Source organism: Ructibacterium sp. SJQ-7 (assembly GCF_054696575.1).
In genome coordinates this window covers 2,441,823-2,463,850 of sequence record NZ_CP195193.1, presented here as the reverse complement: position 1 = coordinate 2,463,850, position 22,028 = coordinate 2,441,823, and the positions used below count along the sequence as shown (strand labels likewise).

Genomic DNA, 22,028 nt, shown 5'->3' with positions numbered 1-22,028 from the left:
ATTCTGTGTTAGATAACTACTTTAAAACTTTGCTCAAAAATTCTTTTGTTCTTTCGTTTTTCGGATTGCTGAACACTTCGTCAGGAGTGCCTTCTTCAAGCACATATCCGCCGTCCATAAACAAAACTCTTGACGCAACTTCGCGTGCAAATCCCATTTCGTGAGTTACAACAACCATTGTCATACCACCGTCCGCAAGGTCTTTCATAACAGAAAGAACTTCACCGACCATTTCAGGGTCAAGTGCCGATGTAGGTTCATCGAACAACATTATATCCGGCTGCATTGCAAGTGCACGTGCTATTGCAATTCTCTGCTGTTGACCGCCCGAAAGCTGTGCGGGATATGAGTCCTCTTTGTCCGCAAGACCTACTTTATTCAAAAGCTCACGTGCAAGCTTTTCAGCCTCTGCTTTCGGCATTTTCTTAACCTTAATTGGTGCAAGAGTTATATTGTCAAGCACTGTAAGGTGTGGAAACAGATTAAACTGCTGAAATACCATACCCATTTTTTCACGAATTTTATTTACATTTGTTTTCGGAGCGGTAATGCTTTCGCCCTCAATGAGAATTTCACCCTCTGTCGGTACTTCAAGCAAATTAAGACATCTCAAAAATGTTGATTTACCCGAACCCGAAGGACCTATAACAACAACCTTTTCGCCTTGTTTTATGTGCTGGTCAATTCCCTTTAATACTTCTAAATCTCCAAAATGCTTTTTTAAACCGGTAACCTTTATCATCTCTTATCCGCCTTTCTCATACCTTTTTCAACTTTAGAAAGCAACGTACTTATAATCTTTATAACAACATAATATATAACTGCTATTGACAAAAGCGGTATAAGGTAATCATATGTAAGGCTCTGTACCTTTCTTGCCGCTCCGACAAGGTCGATATTCGCAATCATACCGATTACGGCTGTTTCTTTTATCAATACAACAAATTCATTACCAAGCGCCGGCAGAATATTTTTCATAGCCTGCGGCATAACAATGCTTGCCATAGTCTGTTTATGCGTCATACCAAGCGAACGTCCCGCCTCAGTCTGACCGATATTTACGGACAATATACCGCCTCTGACGATTTCCGCAATATACGCACCGCTGTTTATACCGAATGCAATAAATCCGACTACCCACTTATCAATATGCACATTTGCAAAAATAACAAAATAAATTATAAGCAGCTGCACCATTGTCGGCGTACCGCGGATAATATCAATATAAATTCCCGAAACGGCTCTTAAAATCTTACTTTTTGACAGACGCATAAGTGCCATCAGAATACCGATTACCAAACCCAACAATACCGAGAAAAGAGATATTAAAAGCGTATATCCCAATCCACTAACAAACCACTGCCAACGTCCGTCTACCACAAATGTAGAGTTCAAGCGGTTTAACAAATCAACAACCCAAGCAGGCATATCTTCAACTCCTAATGTATTTTTATTTCAATACTCTATATAATATCAAAAATTGCCCTAAATATCAATACTTATTTGAAATTTTCTACATTTTGATGTATAACAATTCATTTTAGGATTGCAAAAAGGTTAAAATAATGATATAATATATATAAGACTGGTTTAGGGAGGGATATTATGAATAACGATATGTTCGGAAAATGCGGTATGACACAGTTTGTCGGTGTCGGCGTTTGCGATACAATCGGTCTTTATATCGCCAATATTGATGACGATTTAAGAACACAAATGAATATCCCGAAAAAGTTCCACGCGGTCGGTCTTATCGGTTCCCGTACAGGTGCGGGAGCACAAATTCAAGCCGTTGACGATGCGGTTAAAGCTACTTCGACAGAGGTTATCTCTATCGAAATTCCGCGTGATACAAAAGGCTGGGGCGGTCACGGAAACTTTATCATAATCGGCGGTGAAACACCTGCCGATGTTAAGAGAGCCGTTGAATTAGCGCTTGAATACATAGACATAAATGCCGGCGAAATATACATAAGTGAAGCAGGTCACATGGAATTCCAGTACAGTGCAAGGTGCGGTGAGGCTATCAACAAGGCATTTGATGTGCCGATAGGCAGACCGTTCGGCTTTGTATGTGCGTCACCTGCTCCGATTGGTATGGTAATCGCAGATATTGCGTTAAAATCTGCCGGTGTCGAATTGATAAAAACACTTCGTCCGGACAGCGGTACAAGCCATTCAAATGAAGTGATTATAATTTTCACAGGTGAAGCGTCAGCGGTTAAAACCGCCGTCACAGACGCACGTTCCGCAGGAATGCAACTTCTGCGTTCACTCGGCTCTGAACCTTTGCCTGTAACAAAACCATATATTTAAGCTAACAAAAAAAATCACATCATATGATGTGATTTTTTGAATATTATGTTTTTTTATTTTGAAACCAGCACAAGCTCATCATTTTTTTCTATTATCGTACTTCCGACAGGAATAACGACATCATCACCGCGTTTTATCATAATCACAAGATAGCCGTCGGGAAATTCAATTTCAGCCATACTTTTTCCACGCCAATTTTTTCTGTCATTCGCCGAAATCTCCCTAAAACGAACATCACCGTTTATTCCGTGTGACGGTGCACCGAGAATTATCGTATCACCCTCATATATTACCGTTTCACCGTTCGGAATAATCGTTTCGTCATTTCTGTAAATCGCCGCAAAAAGCATTTGCGGCGGAAGTGAAATATCCTTTACCGCACGGTCAATCCATCTGTTACCGCTGTCAATATTCAAGCGAATAAAATTAATTTCCGTTTCGTCCGAATAGTCGTTAAACGTTTTCAGTACAGAACCGGTCTTGTCAATCATATTCGTTTTACTTGCGACAACCGGGAGAAGCGACCCTTGCAGCGTAATTGAAAACAATACAACGCAAAATGCAATATGGAAAATGTCCTGCTCCATTGTCACACCGCCTACCATAGCCATTATTGCGAACACGATTGACGCCGCACCTCTGAGACCTGCCCACGACACAACAAGATATTGTGAAATTTTTGTTTTAAACGGTGCAAGCACAGTCGCAACCGCCAACGGTCTTGCAACGAACGTGATAAACAGTGCTATAAATATTGACGGCAACAAAACAGTTAATATTTTTGACGGGAACGACAAAAGTCCCAAAAGGAAAAATATAAGCATTTGCATAAGTCCGGTCATTCCGTCAAAAAAATGTACAAGTGATTTTTTATTATGTATGTTCTGATTTCCCAAAACGATACCTACTATGTACGCACTGAGATAACCGTTTCCGCCGACCAATGTCGGCAATGCGTACGCAAGCACCGCCACTCCAAGCACAAACGCCGCGTCAAAACCCGATGTATTAAAAGTGAAATGTTTCATAAACCATACTGCACCGAGTGCAATAAGAAAGCCAATCAAAACGCCGAAAACAATTTGTGCGGCGATACTGTAAACCATCTGTCCGACACTGTTTTCACCCTTCATAAACGACAGAACTATAACGGTCAGCATATATGCAAACGGGTCATTACTTCCGCTTTCCATTTCAAGCATTGACGCAGTGTTATACTTCAAGTTAAGATTTTTTGAACGCAGTACCGAAAACACAGACGCCGCGTCAGTAGAACTCATAACCGCACCGATAAGCATACTTTCGAGCAATTTTATTTTTAAAACAAAAAAACAAAACACTGTTGTAAGAGCCGCCGTGAAAATAACTCCCACGCTCGACAACAACAGTGCCTTTACTGCCACAGGTTTAGCCTCGCTTAATTTAGTGCCGAAACCTCCGTAAAACATAATAAATACAAGCGCAACAGAACAAATCTGTTCTGCAAAGCTATAATTTTCAAAAGGAATTTTAAGTATTCCGTCCGAACCGAACACCATACCAAGTGCAATAAACGCAATAAGTACAGGCATTCCGATTTTGTTTGATAACTTATTTGCAAGTACGCAAATTATAATAACAGCCGCCGAAAGCAACAGTGATATGTTAAACATAAATACCTCCTTAAATACTTTTTATAGAGTTATGTTAACATAAAACTGCCGATATTTCAAGCCTTAATTCTGTGTTTTTACAATTTTTTCAAGTCTGTTTATGATATATGCGATAGCACCGCCGTTGTTAGACGGTGCTAAATTGTCCGCAATTTTTTTCACGCTTTCTTCTGCGTTCTCAACTGCATACGAAATTCCCGCTACTTCCAACATTGAAATATCATTCATATTGTCACCGACAGCTATAATTTTGTTCTGCTCAATACCGATTTTTTTCGCCATATCAAGCATTCCCTTACCCTTTGAAACTCCGTTCGCAACAACGTCAAGATACTTGTCACCGCTTCTGACCGCATAGCCGTTATCATATTCGGTTCTGTATATCGGCTCGTACTTGTCAAGCAATTCTCTTTCACCAATCAAAAGCACCTTTATCCAAGGTCTTTGCCAAATTTCATCGGGTAAACTATAAACAACCTCATAGCTGCGTGTCAAAAATCGCTTTGTTTCCTCACATTCTCTGTAAACGTACACAATTTCATCACTGTACACTTCCAAACCTATTTGCGGAAAATCATCATATACACGCTTTATTGCCTGTTTTCTGTTTTCCTCAATAAATCGTTCAAATACCGCACAATCTTTTTCATAGTCATATATCTTCGCACCGTTATGTAATACCGCCGGTGCATTTATGTGCAAATTCGGCATATATGCACGAACTGCCTCAACCATTCTTCCCGTTGCGACAGTAAACCGTCCGCCGTTTTTTATGAAATAATCTATCGCTTGTCTGTTTTCTTCAGATATGGTGTGATTGTCATCAAGCAACGTTGCGTCCATATCCGAAACAAGCAAATAATCCGAAAATTTACCTTGCATTATTTTTCCACCTTGTAAACCTTTATCCATAATCTCGGTATATCAATAAAATGAATACCGTCAGACGATTCAAGCAAGCTGTTATCGTCACTCGTTTGACATTTTAGTTTTCTCATACCGTATCTCGCAACATCTACACGTGCTCTTTCTTCTCTTGTACCCAGATTGGCAACAATAAGATATTTTTCATCATGATAACAACGTACAAAACCGTACACGTGTCCGACTTTATGAACACATTCAAAATCGCCGATTGAGAATGCCTTTGAACTGTTTCTCAATTTAATCATATTCTTATAGCGTTGTCTGATTCTTCCGTCCTTGTCAACTTCGTCAACATTATCCCATGGATATGTCTGACGGCAGAACGGATCGCCATATCCCTGCATACCGATTTCGTCACCGTAATATATACAAGGCACACCAGGAAGCATCATCTGCAGTCCGACTACTAAAGTTGCTTTTTCCTTAGCAAGTTCAAGTGCATAGCCGTCAAGTTTAAAGCTCGCCTGAAAATCTTTTGATATTTCGTGTCTTGACGGTGCATCACCCATACGGGTCATTATTCTTTCGACATCGTGACTTGTTATTATATTCAAAAGCGAATAATAAGCAGGTGCAGGGTAATTTTCTTTAATGCTCATAAGACGTGCGTCAAATTCTTCAACGTCAATTCTTCCGCTTACCGCGTCAATCAACGCTCTGCGCATTGGGTAATTCATAACGGAGTCAAGCTCCTTACCCAAGAAATATTCACGTCTTTCACCGTAAGCGGACTTATTTGACGCGTCTTCCCAAACTTCACCTATAATAACTGCATCTTTATCGGCTTTCTTTACGTTTTCTCTAAGTTCTTTAACGAAAAATCCCGGTAATTCATCGACAACATCAAGTCGCCAACCGGACGCACCGTTCTTTATCCATCTTTTAACGATTGCATCTTTGTCCGAAAGCAAATACTTACGACATTCTTCACTGTGTTCTTCAATCTGCGGAAGTGTCGTCATTCCCCACCATGATTCATACACATCAGGCCAATCCATAAATCTAAACCAAGTGTAATACGGTGATTCTTTCGACTGATAAGCGCCTACGCTGTCATATTCGCCGTATTTATTAAAATAACGGCTGTTACTTCCCGTATGGTTAAATACACCGTCAAGAATTATGCGTATTCCCATTTCTTTTGCTTTTGAGCAAAGCTCTTTAAATGTTTCCTCATCACCAAACATCGGATCGATTGTTTCATAATCGCCCGTATCATATTTATGGTTTGAGTATGCTTTGAATATCGGATTTAAGTAAATTACCGATATTCCCAAATCTTTTAAATACGGCAATTTTTTAATTACACCTTTCAAATTACCGCCGAAAAAGTCATTTGCTTTATACTCACCGCCAAATTGTTCGGCTTTATAAAACGGTTGTTCGCCCCAATTACGCTTTATTATATCTGTACGATTTCCTAAAAATTCTCCGTTTTCGTTGCCGTTGCAAAATCTGTCTACAAAAATTTGATACGCAATACCAGTTTTAAACCAATCCGGAGTTTTGTAATCTTCGTTATAAACAGTTATCTGATACGAATTACTCGGTGAATTAAAACACATTTCACCAATTCCGCCGAGTTGTTTTGAATTGTTGCCGTAATAAACCATACCTCTTTCGGTTTCAAGTTCAAAATAATACCAAACAAGTCCTGCTTTTTCAGGCATTTTCACGTTCACCGAATATATGCAGTGGTCACCGACATCAAAAATATACGGCATATCCTTTCGGACTTCGCCCTTGCCATCCTCCATATAGACAAGACGAACCGCCGACGGAATACCTGCGCCCGACACAGCCAAACGCAATCTGACTTCACCGCCGCAAGTCACCGCTCCGAAAGGAAATCTATAAAATTTTTTTCTGGAATTATGCTCTATATCCATATTTACCCCTTTATCGTAAAAGAAGTGACCTAAGTCACTTCTTTATTTTTATTATTTAATTGGTGTCAAGTGCCAAATGTTCTTATTGTAATCTTCAATAGTTCTGTCACTTGAGAAGAATCCTGCACTTGCAGTATTCAAGATTGCCTTTTCAATCCACTTATCTCTGTCTTGATAATCAGCAGACATCTTTTCTTGAGTCTTCATATATTCTTCAAAATCTCTGATTACCATATATGTGTCAGGGAATCCGTAGTCACCGAACAACAATGTTTGATACAAATCTCTGAACATTTGGTTGCTGCCCGGAACGATTGAACCGTCAACAAGCTGTTCAAGTGCGTGTCTTAGGCTTGCGTTTGATGAGTAGATATTCTTAACTTCATCAGTTCCCGCATACTTAACTCTTGCGGCAACTTCGTCAGCCTTTAGACCGAAGATATATATATTGTCTTCACCGACCTGTTCAAGCATTTCAACGTTTGCGCCGTCAAGTGTACCGATTGTAAGTGCACCGTTAAGCATAAACTTCATGTTACCTGTACCCGAAGCTTCCTTACCAGCTGTTGAAATTTGTTCTGAAATATCAGCCGCAATGATAAGTTTTTCAGCGATTGATACGCTGTAATTTTCAAGGAATACAACTTTAATCTTATCCTTAACTCTCGGATCGTTGTTAATCATATCTCCGACTGAGTTAATAAGCTTGATAATAAGCTTTGCTCTTTTATAACCCGGAGCAGCCTTTGCACCGAATATATATGTCTTTGGATAGTAATTTTCAGCATATACGTTATCTTCAAGAATTCTGTTGTATTCTGCAAGAATATGAAGTACGTTCATCATCTGACGCTTATATTCGTGCAATCTCTTACACTGTACGTCAAAGATAGAATCAGGATTTACAACTATATCGTTGTGTTCCTTAATATATTGTGCAAGTCTAACCTTGTTATTACGCTTAATTTCAGCAAATTGCTTCTTGAATGCAGGATCTTTAGCATATTTCTTTAGCTTTGAAAGTTCTGAAGCGTCCTTGATCCAATTCTTACCTATCTTTGAAGAAATAAGCTCAGTAAGTTCCGGGTTACAGTTAGCAATCCATCTTCTGAATGTAATACCGTTTGTGATTGCATAGAAGTGGTCGTTATTCATATTATAGTAATCAGCAAAAATATCCTGCTTTAGAATATCTGTATGCAACTTTGAAACACCGTTTACTGCGAAACAGCTTGCAAGACACATATTAGCCATAAATATCTGATTATCAGAAATAATTGCCATATACTTATGCTTAGCCGAATCGTTAGGATAAACTTCGTTAAGTCTGATCATAAGACGTCTGTTCATTTCTTCAACGATCATATATACACGCGGAAGAATCTTTCTGAACATATCAAGCGGCCACTTTTCAAGAGCCTCGCTCATTACTGTATGGTTTGTGTATGCGAATACATGAGTTACGATGTCCCATGCCTCATCCCAACCAAGACCTTTTTCGTCCATCAACAAACGCATCATTTCAGGAATAGCCATTGTAGGGTGTGTATCATTGATATGAATAACGACCTTATCAGGCAATTTTGACCAATCTTGACCGTTTCTGTTTTCAAATTCTTTCAAAATCCACTGCAATGTTGCAGAAACAAGGAAATATTGTTGCTTTAATCTAAGTTCCTTACCCTCTGTATGATTATCTTCCGGATAAAGTACCTTTGAAATAACTTCTGCAAGTTCCTTTTCTTCAACGGCACGAACATAGTTACCGCTGTTAAATTCCTGCATATTCATATGGTCAGGAGATTTTGAACTCCACAATCTTAATTTATTTACAATTTTTGAATCATAACCGCAAAGAGGTACATCATAAGGCATAGCCAAAATTGTATGTGAGTTGTTGTAACGGCAAGTAAATTTACCGTCTACCCAATCAGTATAAACTTCACCGCCAAATTTAACTTCAACAGTTTCTTCAGGTCTTGCGATTTCCCACGCATTACCGTTATCAAGCCATGAATCAGGAAGTTCTGTCTGATAACCGTCAACAATCTTTTGTCTGAATAAGCCGTATTCGTAACGGATTGTACAACCGTATGCAGGCAAATCCAATGTTGTAAGTGAGTCGATAAAGCAAGCTGCAAGACGTCCCAAACCGCCGTTACCAAGACCTGCGTCATTTTCAAGTTCGGCAATTTCAGGAAGTGAGTAACCCAAATCATTTAAAACGTGCTGATATTCTTCAGTCTGCATAAGGTTTAAAATGTTTGTGCAAAGAAGTCTGCCCATAAGGAACTCAAATGATAAATAATAAAGTTTTTTTGCACCCATCTTCTTTACAGTCTGATGAGATACGGCCCACTTTTCCATAATTCTGTCACGAACAGTAAGTGCGCATGCAGTATAAACCATATGAGGAGTTGCATCCTCCATAACTTTACCGAAATGTCTGTTTACCTTACCTACAATTTCCTTCTTCAATGCTTCTTCCGACGCCGTCAATTTTGTTGTTGCTGTTGTTTTTGTGTTTTTATTTTGTGCCATACTTTTAGCTTGTGCCATATTTATTTTACACCCCTTTAAAATTCTTCTTATTTCTTGCGAAGATTTCTTATCATTGGTTTATTTTACAGTCTTCTTTTGTGTCGTTTTCTTTGATGCCGTTGTCTTCGCCTTTGCACCTTCCTTAACCGTTTCGGCTTTAGTCGTTGTCTTTGCCGTCGACTTAGCCGATTCAGCCTTTTTAGGCTCTGCTTTAGTTGTTTCGGCTTTTACAGGTTTTGCAGACTCTGTTTTTTCTGTTTTTGCCGTCTTTGCAGGCTCTGCCTTTTCAGCTTTTACAGGTTCAGCCTTTGCAGGTTCTTCTTTTACCGCTTTCTTTGCAGTTGACTTAGCCGTTGTTTTTCTAGTTGTTGTTTTCTTAGCCGCTGTTTTTCTTGTTGTTGTTTTCTTCGTTGTTGTCTTTTTTGCCGCAGGGGCTTTTTTCTCCTCAAAAGGATTTTTAACTTCAACTATTTCAGGCTCTTTTGCACCGTCTGCCGCAGCCTTTGCAGCCACCTCGGCATCTGCCCTTATACTGTCCTCAAAAGTTTCCTTTTTTTCTTGTTTCTTTGTAGTTTTTGCGGCTGTCTTTCTGGCAGGCTTTTTCTTTTCAGGTAAATCATATATACCTGTAAGTTCTTGATACAAGTGAATATATTTATCAGCCGATACATTCCATGAGTAATCTACTGCCATACCGTTATCAACGATTTTCTTCCACTCGTCTTTTCTGTCATAGTAAATCTGCATTGCATACCAAATAATATTTATCATTTCGTCTGCATTGTAGTTTGCGAACGAGAAACCGGTTCCCTCGCCTGTATATTCATTATATGGAATAACAGTGTCTTTAAGTCCGCCTGTTTCACGAACAATCGGAACAGTACCGTATCTCATACTGATAAGTTGTGACAAACCGCAAGGCTCAAATCTTGACGGCATTAAAAATGCGTCACTTGCCGCATAAATTTTACGTGCCATATCATTTGAAAAGTAAATTTGTGCCGAGAATCTGTCAGGATACTTCCAAGCATAATGTCTGAAAAGATTTTCATATTTTTCGTCGCCTGTACCAAGTACAACTACTTGACAGCCACCGTTGCAAAGTTCCTCAATCTTGTAAGCTACAAGGTCAAAACCTTTTTGGTCTGTAAGACGTGATACAATACCAATCATCATCTTATCGGCATTCACTTCAAGACCTAATTCTTCCTGCAACTTTTTCTTGTTCTCAGCCTTTTTCTTGTGAACTGTTTTTGCTGTATAGTTTTGATAAATAGACTGATCTGTATTCGGATCCCAGTCAATATAAGAAATACCGTTTACTATACCCAAAAGGTCGTTCTGTCTTGCACGAAGAAGATTGTGAAGTCCCTCTCCGTATTCTTCTGTTGTGATTTCGTTTGCGTAAGTTGAACTTACCGTAGAAACCTTGTTTGCATAAACCATACCGCCCTTTAACAAGTTTGCATCCTTGTAGAATTCAAGCTTGTCGGAAGTGAAGTAATAATCGCTTATACCCATTGCGTCCTTAATCTTGTTGAAATCCCATCTTCCCTGGAACTTCAAGTTATGAATTGTCATAACAGTCTTGATACCCTGATAGAACGGATTATCCTGGAACGTATCAAGGAATACAGGTATCGGTCCTGTCTGCCAGTCGTTACAGTTAATAACGTCCGGTCTGAAATCTATTGTCGGCAAAATTGACAATACAGCCTTTGAAAAGAATATAAACTTTTCACAATCAAGGTGTATAAAGTCATAAGGCTTATCGCCGTTAAAGTAAAACTCGTTGTCTATAAAATAAAACTTACATCCGTTATACTCCAACTCGAAAACACCGACATACTGTTTTCTCCAAGCCATATCGATATAGATATGGTCAATATATTTCATCTTGTCCTTATATTCTTGCGGTATACAGTTGTACAGCGGTAAAATTACTCTTGCGTCAACGCCTTTTTCGTTAAGCGTTGCAGGCAAAGAACCCGCTACATCACCAAGACCTCCTGTTTTAACAAAAGGTGCCGCCTCCGAAGTAGCAAATAAAACTTTCATAACAAATTATTCCTTTCTATATGATTAAATCTTATCTCTATAAGAATTATTTGTCAATAAATATTCTTAAATTCCGTAAAACTTCAACAGAACTGCTCAAATTTTGAACAGTTCTATTATATATTTGTCATTAAAATCTTTATTATTAAATCTTCGTTCCTTTTGATATTGCAAGAGGATAGCTCTCTTGTCCTATAAGTTTTCTTCCTTTTGTTATATTAACTTCCTTATCAAATACAACATGACTAAGTTCAACGTCCTCTTCAATCACAGAATCCTGCATGATGATTGAATTTTTAATGACCGCACCCTTTGCGACTTTTACACCTCTTGAAAGTACACTGTTAATTACAGTACCCTCAATTACACAACCGTCTGAAATAAAGCTGTTCTGTACAGATGCGTCACTTCCGTATTTAGTCGGTGACTGGTCTTTTGTCTTTGTGTAGATAGGGTTTTTAGGATTAAACAATTCACGTCTTATATCCGAATTCAAGAAATTCATATTATTTCTGTAATATGCTTTAAGCGAATCAATCTTATCAGTATAACCCGTATACTCATATCCGTAAATTCTAAGGCCTGTCATTTTCTTGACAAGTGCGTCCTTTACGAAATCTCTGTCGCCTCTTGCACTGCATTCGTCAACAATACTTTCAAGCAAAGCCTTTTCCATAACGTAAACGTCCATACTTGCCATACTCGACTTTGGATAATACGGCTGAACCTCAATATCTGTAATACGATTTTCCTCGTCAAGCTCAAGCGTTGTAAATCTTGAAATTTCTCTTTCAGGCATACCTTTCATATCTTTATAAAGAATTGTAACGTCTGCCTGACTTTCGATATGATTTTTTACAACTTCTTCAAAGTCAATATTGTATATGCTGTTACCGAGCGACAATACTACATACGTCTGCTGACTTCTGTGAATAAAATCGCTTATACCTGCAAGTATATCTATATTACCCTTTATTGAACCGTATGATACCTTTTCCAGATTTGGAGGAAGTATATTAAGTCCCCAATTCTTTCTGTCAAGGTCCCAAGGCTTACCCGATTTAATGTGATCCATCAAAGATGAGTAATTCGCTTCTGTCGCAACACCGATATTTGTTATACCCGAGTTTGCCATACACGAAAGCACGAAATCTATTATTCTGTATCTTCCTGCGATAGGAAGTGCTGAATTTGCTCTTATATCTGTAATCGGAGGTATTCTGTCATTACTTGTCAGAATAATACCCATAGTATCTCTTCTCATTGGCTCTGTCCCCTTTCCTATGCTTCTACCATACTGCCCTTGCAAATATCTTCTTCAACGCCGACTTCGGCACCGCTTTCGATAAGAACAAGATCATTGGTACACAATTTTGATGCGTATTTGTTATCGTCCGAAGAATTAACTCCGACTTTCGCACCGTCACCTATAACAGCGTCTGCACCTATAACAGCTTTTTCAATTACAACATTCTTTCCGATTTTCGCACCCGGCATAATTACCGAATCACTGACAACGCTGCCTTCTCCGAGTTCAACGCCGCCGAAAATAACCGAATGCTTTATTTCGCCGTCAATAAAGCAGCCCTCTGTTACGGTTGAATTTGTTATTTTAGCATTTTGTCCGACATAATGAGGGGCAAGTGCCATATTTCTTGAATAGATACTCCAACTTCTGTCGTTTAGATCAAACTTAGGAGGTTGGTCAACAAGATCCATATTTGCCTCCCACAAGCTATGGATTGTGCCGACATCTTTCCAATAGCCCTCAAATCTGAATGATACCATCTTTTCGCCGTTTTCAAGCATTGCAGGAATTATATTCTTACCAAAGTCATTTGCAGAACTTGGGTCACGTTCGTCAGCCTCCAAATACTTTTTAAGCACTTCATATGTAAATATGTAAATACCCATTGACGCAAGATTGCTCTTAGGTTCTGCCGGTTTTTCTTCAAAGTCTGTGATAGTACCCTCTTCGTCAACGTTCATTATACCGAATCTGCTTGCCTCCTCCCAAGGTACAGGCATTACGGCAATAGTTACAGCCGCACCCGATTCCTTGTGTGCCTTCAGCATTTCGCCATAGTGCATTTTATAGATATGGTCGCCTGAAAGTATAAGAACGTTTTCAGGTTTAAAGCTTTCAAGAAAACTTAAGTTTTGATAAATGGCATTTGCCGTACCTTTATACCATTCACCCGCTTTTGCACTTTGGTATGGAGGAAGTACATAAACACCGCCATGACTTCTGTCCAAATCCCAAGGGTTTCCGTTACCGATATATCTATTTAGTTCCAACGGTTGGTACTGTGTAAGAACACCTACCGTATTAATTCCTGAATGTACACAATTTGAAAGCGGAAAATCTATGATTCTGTACTTTCCGCCGAAAGGCACTGCCGGCTTAGCAACATTTTTTGTCAACGCACCAAGTCTTGAGCCTTGACCGCCTGCAAGTATCATTGCAACGCAATCCTTTGATACCATAAAATCATCTCCCTATAATTTTTCTGATTAGATTTTTATTAAAACCGACTATTTAGCCGATTTATTTGTCCTTGTTGATGTTTTCTTCGCAGCGGTCTTTGTCGCGGTTGTTTTTTTAACCGCCGCTTTTTTCGCCGTTGCACTTTCGGTTTTATCTGTTGGTTTTTTAGCAGTTTTTGATGCAGTCGTTTTCTTTTTGCTTGCCGCAGTTTTGTCCGCCGGCTTTTTCTTTAGGAACATAACCGAATTGCCGTCGATAGCAACTTCAATAGTGTACATCATATCTGAAAACTGCATATTCTTTGTCTTGTATACTTTCTTTGTAATACGTTTGTTTCCGCCGTACTTGACAGCACTCGAATGGAATACTACTTCATATTCGCCCGCAAGCGGAACACCGATTTTATATATCGGTCTTTCGACAGGTGTGAAGTTTGCAACCACTACAACATTATCAGCTGCGTGTCTGCCGCGTCTTATATAGGAAAGAACACTGTTTTCACTGTCAGCCTCATTAACCCATCTGAAGCCGTCCCAACTTGTATCAAGTTCCCATAAAGCCTTGTTTTCCATATAGAAATGGTTAAGGTCTTTTACATACTGATGCAATCTCTTATGCTTATTTATTTCAAGTACGTTCCATTCAAGTTGGTCGTCATAACGCCACTCAAGCATTTGACCGAATTCACCGCCCATAAACAACATTTTCTTTCCCGGCATTGTCATATAATAGCCGAGTAATGTTCTGTATGCCGCAAATTTTTCGTCATACTCACCGAACATCTTGTTAAGCATAGAACCCTTGCCGTGTACCACTTCATCATGTGACAAAGGCAAAATATAATTTTCGGAATAAGCATACATCATCATAAATGTAAGCAAACTGTGATTGTCCTTACGGAAATACGGATCCATACCCATATAACGAAGTGTATCGTTCATCCAGCCCATATTCCACTTGTAATTAAAACCAAGTCCGTCATTTTCAGGCGGTGCGGTTACAAGCGGCCAAGCCGTAGATTCTTCCGCAACCATCATAAAGTTAGGGAATTCCGTCCCCATAATCTTGTTAAGCTTTTTAAGAAAATCAACTGCCTCAAGATTACCGTTTCCGCCGTATTCGTTCGGAACCCACTCACCGTCATTTCTCGAATAATCACGGTAAAGCATTGAAGATACCGCATCAACTCTTATTCCGTCAATGTGATACTGTTCTGCCCAAAAATACGCTGATGAAATAAGGAATGAAATAACTTCGCTCTTTGAATAGTCAAAAACCATTGTTCCCCAATCCTTATGCTCACCCAATCGCGGATCGGCATATTCATAAACAGGAGTTCCGTCAAACATTCTCAGTCCGTGTGCGTCACGCGGAAAATGAGCAGGTACCCAGTCCATTATAATTCCGATATGATTTTTGTGACACTTATCTATAAGATATTTCAAATCTTCACTTTCGCCGTATCTTGTCGTAGCTGAGAAAAATCCCGTTACCTGATACCCCCAGGAGCCGTCGAACGGATATTCGGTGATAGGCATAAGCTCTATATGCGTGTAACCCATCTTCTTAACATAAGGAACAAGCTCGTCCGCCAGTTCACGATACGTATAAAAACTTCCGTCATCATGTATTTTCCATGAGCCGATGTGGATTTCGTATATATTCATAGGCTCCGTCAAAGTGCTGTTTTTACCGCGTGCACTTATCCAAGCCTTATCGCCCCATTTGTAATTATTTGAAATATCCTTTGTTACGGACGCAGTACCCGGTCTCAGTTCACTCTTTACAGCATACGGATCGGCTTTGTAATAAGTTTCTCCGTTCTCAGCCTCAATAGCATACTTATACAGCATTCCTTCTTCTATATCTGTAAAAAAGCCATACCAAACTCCGCTTGTTTCTATTCTTTCAAGCATTTTGTCATAGCCGTTCCAATCGTTGAAATCGCCCACGACTCTAACACTTACGGCTTTAGGTGCCCAAACGGCAAATCTCCAACCGTCAACGCCGTCTATTTTGACTTTATGTGATCCAAGCATTTCATATGACTTAAAATTGTCACCGGAATTAAATAAGTACGTTTGAAAACGACTTATATTCGCCCAGGTCTTTTCTTCTGTCATATATTTCCCTCCCTTTTCAGTAAATTAAAATATACATATTTCCTTACTGATTTATCTTGTTGCAACTATTATATCACACTTATTTTTGTTAGTAAAGACCATAAGTGAATAAATTTTTTAAATTTTTTTGTGCTATTTTACATAAAATTTACGTTTACGACGTTTTTACGCAATTTCCAGTCTTATTTTACAGAAAAAAATACTTTCATATTAATAATACACCTTGACAGAATGCACAAAATAGTATAAAATATAATTGCTTAATATTCTTTAAAAATAAAATTTTTCTGTATACTATACTTTTATATGTAATCCCAATACTTAAAATGGAGCCGTCTTAAGGTAGACTGCTCTTGTATGATTACAAATCACTATGGTACTTTACCTGCATCTGTTTCATAGAGGTTTATGAAGTATTCAGTTGTATAGGACGCAGTCATTTTAAGAAGTCCCCCATTATTAAGCGTTGGTAAACTTTTTATGGGGGTGTTACTGATTAATACAGTATTATTAATTGTAATGATAATCGTTGCAATCGTATTATGTGTTATAGGCGTCATTGTTGGTTTCAACTTAGGCGTTGCACACAGAAAGAAAATTGCAGAGGCTGAATTCGGCAGTGCCGAAGAAAAAGCCAAGTCTATTGTTAAGGATGCCGAAAAGGCTGCCGATGCCAAAAAGCGTGAACTGTTGCTTGAGGCTAAAGAAGAAAATCAAAAACTTCGTGCAGACTTTGACGCAGAGGTTAAGGAACGCAGAAATGAACTTAATCGTCAGGAACGCAGAATTAACCAAAAAGAAGAAAACTTAGACAAGAAAACAGATAATTTAGAGAAAAAAGAACAGACTTTAAGTCAAAAACTAAAGTCACTTGAATCTAAAGAAAAAGAAATAGCAGAAATCAAAGAACAACAAATGGCTCTTATTGAAAAGATTTCAGGTCTTACCGCCGAAGAGGCTAAGACTATCTTATTAAAAGATGTTGAAAATCAAACAAAGCATGAGGCAGCCATGATGGTTAAAGAAATTGAGCAAGAGGCAAAGGAGAACGCGGAAAAGAAAGCAAAGAACATAGTTTCTTTGGCTATTCAAAAAGTTGCCGCCGATCACGTTGCCGAAACCACCGTTTCTGTTGTTAATCTTCCAAGTGATGAAATGAAAGGCCGTATAATCGGTCGTGAAGGACGAAACATCAGAACCATTGAAACTCTTACAGGCGTTGATTTAATCATCGACGATACTCCTGAGGCAGTTATTGTTTCAAGTTTCGATCCTATCAGACGTGAAGTTGCACGTCTTGCACTTGAGAAGCTTATCGTGGACGGACGTATTCATCCGGCACGCATTGAGGAAACAGTTGAAAAATCTCGTAAAGAGGTTGAATCAATCATCAAGCAAGAGGGCGAAAGTGCTACATTTGAAACAGGTGTACACGGTCTTCACCCTGAGCTTATCAAATTGCTTGGTAAACTTAAATTCAGAACAAGTTACGGTCAGAACGTCCTAAAGCATAGCATTGAGGTTTCGCATCTTGCGGGCGTTATGGCAGGTGAACTGGGCGTCGATGTCGCACTTGCAAAACGTGCAGGTTTACTTCACGACATCGGTAAAGCAGTTGACCATGAAGTCGAAGGCTCTCACGTTACTATCGGCGCAGATATTGCAAAGAAGTATCGTGAAAACAAGGATGTTGTACACGCTATTATGGCTCACCACGGTGACGTCGAGGCGCAGACAATCGTTGCCTCTTTAGTACAGGCAGCCGATGCAATATCCGCAGCACGTCCGGGAGCAAGACGTGAAAATCTTGAAACCTACATCAAGCGTTTACAAAACCTTGAAGAAATTGCAAACAGTTTCGACAGCGTTGAAAAGTCATTTGCTATTCAAGCCGGTCGTGAAATCAGAATTATGGTCAAACCTGAAAAGGTCAACGATGAAGGTATGATTCTTGTAGCAAAAGAAATTGTTAAACGTATTGAAAGCGAGCTTGAATATCCGGGTCAGATTAAAGTTAGTATGATTCGTGAAACAAGAGCGGTTGATTACGCTAAATAAGCTTGCATTACTTTGAAAAATTTGGGGTTATTACAGAGCGTAAATATTTATGACTTTGATACTTTGCGATAAAGGCACTGTATAAGCCGTTTATGTTTAGCTTCTACCCGTTCTGTAATACTCCTTTTTTTATTTATTTTGAACGAAAATTTATTTTAATTTTAGATATATTATACAGTTTTACACGTCCTGTCCGCCCACGATAAGACAGTGTTATAAATAAATCTGCGGGCAGAAAGGCTATGGATTTTATTATGAAAATTCTATGTATCGGAGATATTGTCAGCCGTATAGGACGCGATATGCTCTTTAAATATGTTGACGATATGAAATATCAGAAAGGTATTGACTTAGTTATCGCAAACGGTGAAAATGCCACCCACGGCAGAGGTCTTGCCCGCAACGCATATGACGAGCTTATTCGTGCAGGAATTGACGTTATCACTATGGGTAATCACACTTGGGACGCCAAAGAAGTTGTTGATATTATGCGTAACGAGGGAAACGTAATCCGTCCGGCGAATTACAATAAAAAGTGTCCGGGTGAGGGAAGTATCGTTTTTACCGCAAAAAACGGTGTTAAAGTCGGAGTCGTAAATCTTATCGGCAGAACGTATCTTGACCCCGCCGACTCCCCTTTCGACGCTGCCGAACGCGAGGTTGCAAAATTAAAGAAATCAACCAATATTATAATAGTAGATTTTCATGCAGAGGCAACAAGCGAAAAACTTGCTATGGCATATTTCCTTGACGGCAAAGTTTCAGCCGTATTCGGAACGCACACACACGTTCAAACAGCCGATGAAGTCATTCTTCCGAAAGGTACAGGAAATATAACCGACCTCGGAATGACAGGTCCTCAAATATCGATACTCGGCAGAGAGAATAATGCAATAATAAAAAAATTTATTACAGGTATGCCTCAAAAGTTTGAAATTGCGAACGGAAAAGGACAATTTTGCGGTTGTATTTTTGACATTGACGAACAAAGCGGTTTGTGTACGGACATTGAAAGAATTTTTATTCGTGAAAAATAAGTCAAGTAAAAAAAGCACATCATTTTAGTTAAAATTTGATGTGTTTTTTTAGTGATTAATCCGAATTTATGTTTAGCTTTTATTGTTTATTGACTTTGATAATTCGGTGTGATATGATTATTTTATAATAGTTTAAGGGGAGATAAATATGAAAAAATTTTTAGGAATGTTTCTTGCCGTATCAATCGTTTTGAGCGGAATAGGTGCATTCGCCGAAACAGCGTCACCTGCACCTACAGAAACACCGCAAGTAACAGAAGAACCTACCGTTTCACCGGAAACAACATTTGAGCCGACAGAAACAGCAACACCGACCGCAGAGCCGACAGTTAAGCCGACTTCAACGCCGACAATACCGGTGAACGAATTATCAACACAATTTGTTCTTAATATTGACATAACATCACATAAGTACATAATACCTAATGACGTAACTATCGAACTTTACAGCAGTTCCGATGAATTACTCGGCTCAATTACCGAAAATGTATCTCAAGATACTTCTTCGCTAAATCTTATATTCAACGTTCCGCAATATCGTATGGGCGAAAAATTCAAGGTAAAGCTTGTTTCGGGACTTCGTTCATTGAAATATTACGATAAAAAGATTGAGCCTGACGGCATTCTTGAAGTTCAGACGTACGGATATTTGAACGAAAACGGCGAATATGTACAAAATAACGGTTGTGCAATGAACGGTAATCCGAATTACGATAAAGAACTTTGTATGTATGTAAGCGGTAACTTTCTTCAAGATGTTTCACCTCGTGCAAGAATAGTTGACGGTATCGCAATGATGCCTGTTCGCGCAATCGGTGAGGCAATGGGATTAAAGGTTACATACGACCCTAAATATGACAGCGTAGTTTGCAGCGTCGGTTCAGACCAAGTTATTTTTAACGCAAACAGTGCATATACAACGATTTTCGGAAACGATACATACGCGCCTCACGCAACGGTTTATATCGAGGGTTCTCTATTTGTTCCTGTAAGAACGCTTGCCGAATCGTTTAATTCAAGTCTTGATGTTCTTGATTTCGACGACCACCTTGATATTATCATTGGTGAATCTCCTATGGTTAAAGAATATCGCAACAGAACACCTGTAAACAAGAACGGTATTACAAGCCGTACAAATTATCTTGTATGGGTTTCAAAGCACGAATATAAAGTAAGAGTATATCAAGGCTCACAATATAATTGGGAACTTCAAAAAGAATTTCCTTGTGCATTAGGTGCATGGAATACGCCTACCATCACAGGTCAATTTGAATATATTGAACGTACAGAATGGGATTATCCAAGCTACTATGTAGGCCCTGTACTTCGTTTCTATAACGGTTATGCACTTCATTCAACATTGCTTTACTATAACGGTACAGAATATGACGGACGTGTCGGAGTAAATATTTCTCACGGTTGTGTACGTCTTCACCCAAGCGATATTAACTGGATTGCAAATACAATTCCGTTCTATACAAGAATTTATATTACAGAATAATATCAAAAAAGCAAGCTGATTTCAGCTTGCTTTTTTATTAGCCGTTCACATAAAATTCTCCGACCATTTCAATCGCTTTAAATGCCTCAAGATAAAACGGTGTTGCCAAAATCCAGTCGTGTACCATTTTTTCACCCTCATAAAATTCCAACTCCGTACCGTATGCCGCCATCAACTTTGTTTTTAACTTTCTGCAATCGGGATTTAAAATTTCATGAGTTCCTGTCAACAAAAATATTTTACCGAGATTATCCATTCTTCCGAATATAGGTGAAAGCACAGCATTTTTAGCGTCACCATTTCCAATATATCTCTCCGCCGCGTGGTACAGGCAATCCATCGTCAAAAGCGGATCGCGTTCCGCCGCCTCCCCTATTTTCGGATTGCTCATAGTCAAGTCAACCCATGGTGACATTAAAACTGTCTTTTTCGGAAACGGTATTATTTTTTCATCACGCAATATCTGCAAAACTGCCAATGCCAATCCACCGCCTGCACTGTCACCGAACAAATAAAATTCATCACCGTAATTTTTAATTGTAATCTCTCTGTATGCTTTCATTACGATTTCGTGTGTTTTTTCATATGTATGCTCAGGTGCAAGCGGATAGTCTATAAAAGTCACTTTCAATCCGTACATCTTCACAAGTTCTTCAATAATTCTTCTGTGAGATGCTGTCGCCTCTGCGACATATCCTCCGCCATGCAAAAATATAACATGTCCCCCGTTTGTTTTTTTGCTGCTTACTGTTATAACATTAAAGCCGTCCACATTCCATTCATCTGTTATAAACCCTTTAAATTTATCTGCTCTCAATTCACCGTTGTTTCTTTCGGGATTGTCGAAATTCTTTTTTATGTTCTCCGACATTTTCATCGTTTCTGCACCGTTTAATATTAAGTCCGCCAATAATTTCATATAATATCTCCATAAGTGTTTTTGTTTAGTATACATTTTATAAGTGATTTTGTCAAGAGAATGTTTAGTGTCCCCGCAAAATCAAGGCGACCAATGGTCGCCCCTACGAATTTATTTTTTATCGCCACCACTCCGTCACTTCGTGACACCTCTCCTCAAGGAGAGGCTTTTCGGCTTCCATTGTGGGGTGCTGTCGGTAATGCCAACTGTGGTGTGGCTATGCTATTTTTATTATCGCCACCACTCCGTCACTTCGTGACACCTCTCCTCAAGGAGAGGCTCTTTGGCTCCCATTGCGGGGTGCTGTCGGTAATGCCAACTGTGGTGTGGCTATGCTATTTTTATTATCGCCACCACTCCGTCACTTCGTGACACCTCTCCTCAAGGAGAGGCTTTTCGGCTCCCATCGAGGGGAGATGTCAACACAGTTGACTGAGGTGTGGCTTTTACCGGAGGTCGTGTGCGCCGTCCCATACTACTTGGACAACCAACGGTCGCCCCTACGAATTTCAATAATTA

General features: G+C 39.2%; 14 protein-coding genes and 1 pseudogene. 4 read left to right on the top strand and 11 right to left on the bottom strand.

Annotated features, from left to right (window positions below; all coding sequences use genetic code 11):
- Nucleotides 1–16 precede the first annotated feature (16 nt).
- A complete protein-coding gene (locus ACSAMO_RS10655; protein ID WP_022229033.1) occupies nt 17–742 on the bottom strand; it encodes an amino acid ABC transporter ATP-binding protein in 726 nt (241 codons plus the stop codon).
- Nucleotides 739–1,428: an amino acid ABC transporter permease gene (locus ACSAMO_RS10650; protein WP_022229032.1), complete on the bottom strand. Its 690-nt coding sequence runs from the start codon at nt 1,426–1,428 to the stop codon at nt 739–741. The genes ACSAMO_RS10655 and ACSAMO_RS10650 overlap by 4 nt, the downstream gene beginning before the upstream one ends.
- Before the next feature lie 177 nt (nt 1,429–1,605).
- Here ACSAMO_RS10650 and pduB point away from each other — a divergent pair, with 177 nt between their 5' ends.
- On the top strand, nt 1,606–2,316 hold the full coding sequence (pduB, locus tag ACSAMO_RS10645; RefSeq protein WP_499209291.1) for a microcompartment protein PduB: 711 nt from the start codon (nt 1,606–1,608) through the stop codon (nt 2,314–2,316).
- Between the two features lie 53 nt (nt 2,317–2,369).
- Here pduB and ACSAMO_RS10640 read toward each other — a convergent pair whose 3' ends face one another.
- The 8 genes and pseudogenes from ACSAMO_RS10640 to glgB all read right to left on the bottom strand — a co-directional run bounded on the left by ACSAMO_RS10640 (nt 2,370) and on the right by glgB (nt 15,994).
- Nucleotides 2,370–3,968, bottom strand: a complete 1,599-nt coding sequence (locus tag ACSAMO_RS10640) for a potassium/proton antiporter (protein ID WP_499209290.1) — start codon at nt 3,966–3,968, stop codon at nt 2,370–2,372.
- 63 nt (nt 3,969–4,031) lie between these two features.
- The gene (locus ACSAMO_RS10635) at nt 4,032–4,850 is read right to left on the bottom strand and encodes a Cof-type HAD-IIB family hydrolase (protein ID WP_022229029.1); all 819 of its coding nucleotides are present in this window, start codon (nt 4,848–4,850) and stop codon (nt 4,032–4,034) included.
- Nucleotides 4,850–6,784, bottom strand: coding sequence for a glycoside hydrolase family 13 protein (locus tag ACSAMO_RS10630; protein WP_147514218.1), 1,935 nt, complete (start codon nt 6,782–6,784; stop codon nt 4,850–4,852). Before ACSAMO_RS10630 ends, ACSAMO_RS10635 begins: the two co-directional genes overlap by 1 nt.
- Nucleotides 6,785–6,835: 51 nt before the next feature.
- On the bottom strand, nt 6,836–9,325 hold the full coding sequence (locus ACSAMO_RS10625; protein WP_373367874.1) for a glycogen/starch/alpha-glucan phosphorylase: 2,490 nt from the start codon (nt 9,323–9,325) through the stop codon (nt 6,836–6,838).
- Nucleotides 9,326–9,949: 624 nt separating this feature from the next.
- Nucleotides 9,950–11,383 (bottom strand): annotated as a pseudogene (glgA, locus tag ACSAMO_RS10620) (glycogen synthase GlgA); the annotation flags it as partial.
- A 145-nt stretch (nt 11,384–11,528) separates the two neighbouring features.
- Nucleotides 11,529–12,647 (bottom strand): glucose-1-phosphate adenylyltransferase subunit GlgD, encoded by a 1,119-nt coding sequence (gene glgD, locus ACSAMO_RS10615; RefSeq protein ID WP_412293796.1) that lies wholly within the window; start codon nt 12,645–12,647, stop codon nt 11,529–11,531.
- Nucleotides 12,648–12,664: 17 nt separating this feature from the next.
- On the bottom strand, nt 12,665–13,870 hold the full coding sequence (locus tag ACSAMO_RS10610; protein ID WP_412293798.1) for a glucose-1-phosphate adenylyltransferase: 1,206 nt from the start codon (nt 13,868–13,870) through the stop codon (nt 12,665–12,667).
- A 48-nt stretch (nt 13,871–13,918) separates the two neighbouring features.
- Nucleotides 13,919–15,994, bottom strand: a complete 2,076-nt coding sequence (glgB, locus tag ACSAMO_RS10605; protein WP_499209289.1) for a 1,4-alpha-glucan branching protein GlgB — start codon at nt 15,992–15,994, stop codon at nt 13,919–13,921.
- A 480-nt stretch (nt 15,995–16,474) separates the two neighbouring features.
- Here glgB and rny point away from each other — a divergent pair, with 480 nt between their 5' ends.
- The 3 genes from rny to ACSAMO_RS10590 all read left to right on the top strand — a co-directional run bounded on the left by rny (nt 16,475) and on the right by ACSAMO_RS10590 (nt 20,590).
- Entirely contained in the window at nt 16,475–18,052 is a 1,578-nt protein-coding gene (rny, locus tag ACSAMO_RS10600; RefSeq protein ID WP_308456358.1) for a ribonuclease Y, read from the top strand.
- A gap of 242 nt (nt 18,053–18,294) precedes the next feature.
- Entirely contained in the window at nt 18,295–19,089 is a 795-nt protein-coding gene (locus ACSAMO_RS10595) for a TIGR00282 family metallophosphoesterase (RefSeq protein ID WP_308456357.1), read from the top strand.
- 148 nt (nt 19,090–19,237) lie between these two features.
- Entirely contained in the window at nt 19,238–20,590 is a 1,353-nt protein-coding gene (locus tag ACSAMO_RS10590) for a L,D-transpeptidase family protein (protein WP_499209288.1), read from the top strand.
- 37 nt (nt 20,591–20,627) lie between these two features.
- Here the strand turns inward: ACSAMO_RS10590 and ACSAMO_RS10585 are convergent, their stop codons facing one another.
- Entirely contained in the window at nt 20,628–21,509 is an 882-nt protein-coding gene (locus ACSAMO_RS10585; protein WP_337599316.1) for an alpha/beta hydrolase fold domain-containing protein, read from the bottom strand.
- Between the last annotated feature and the right edge of the window lie 519 nt (nt 21,510–22,028).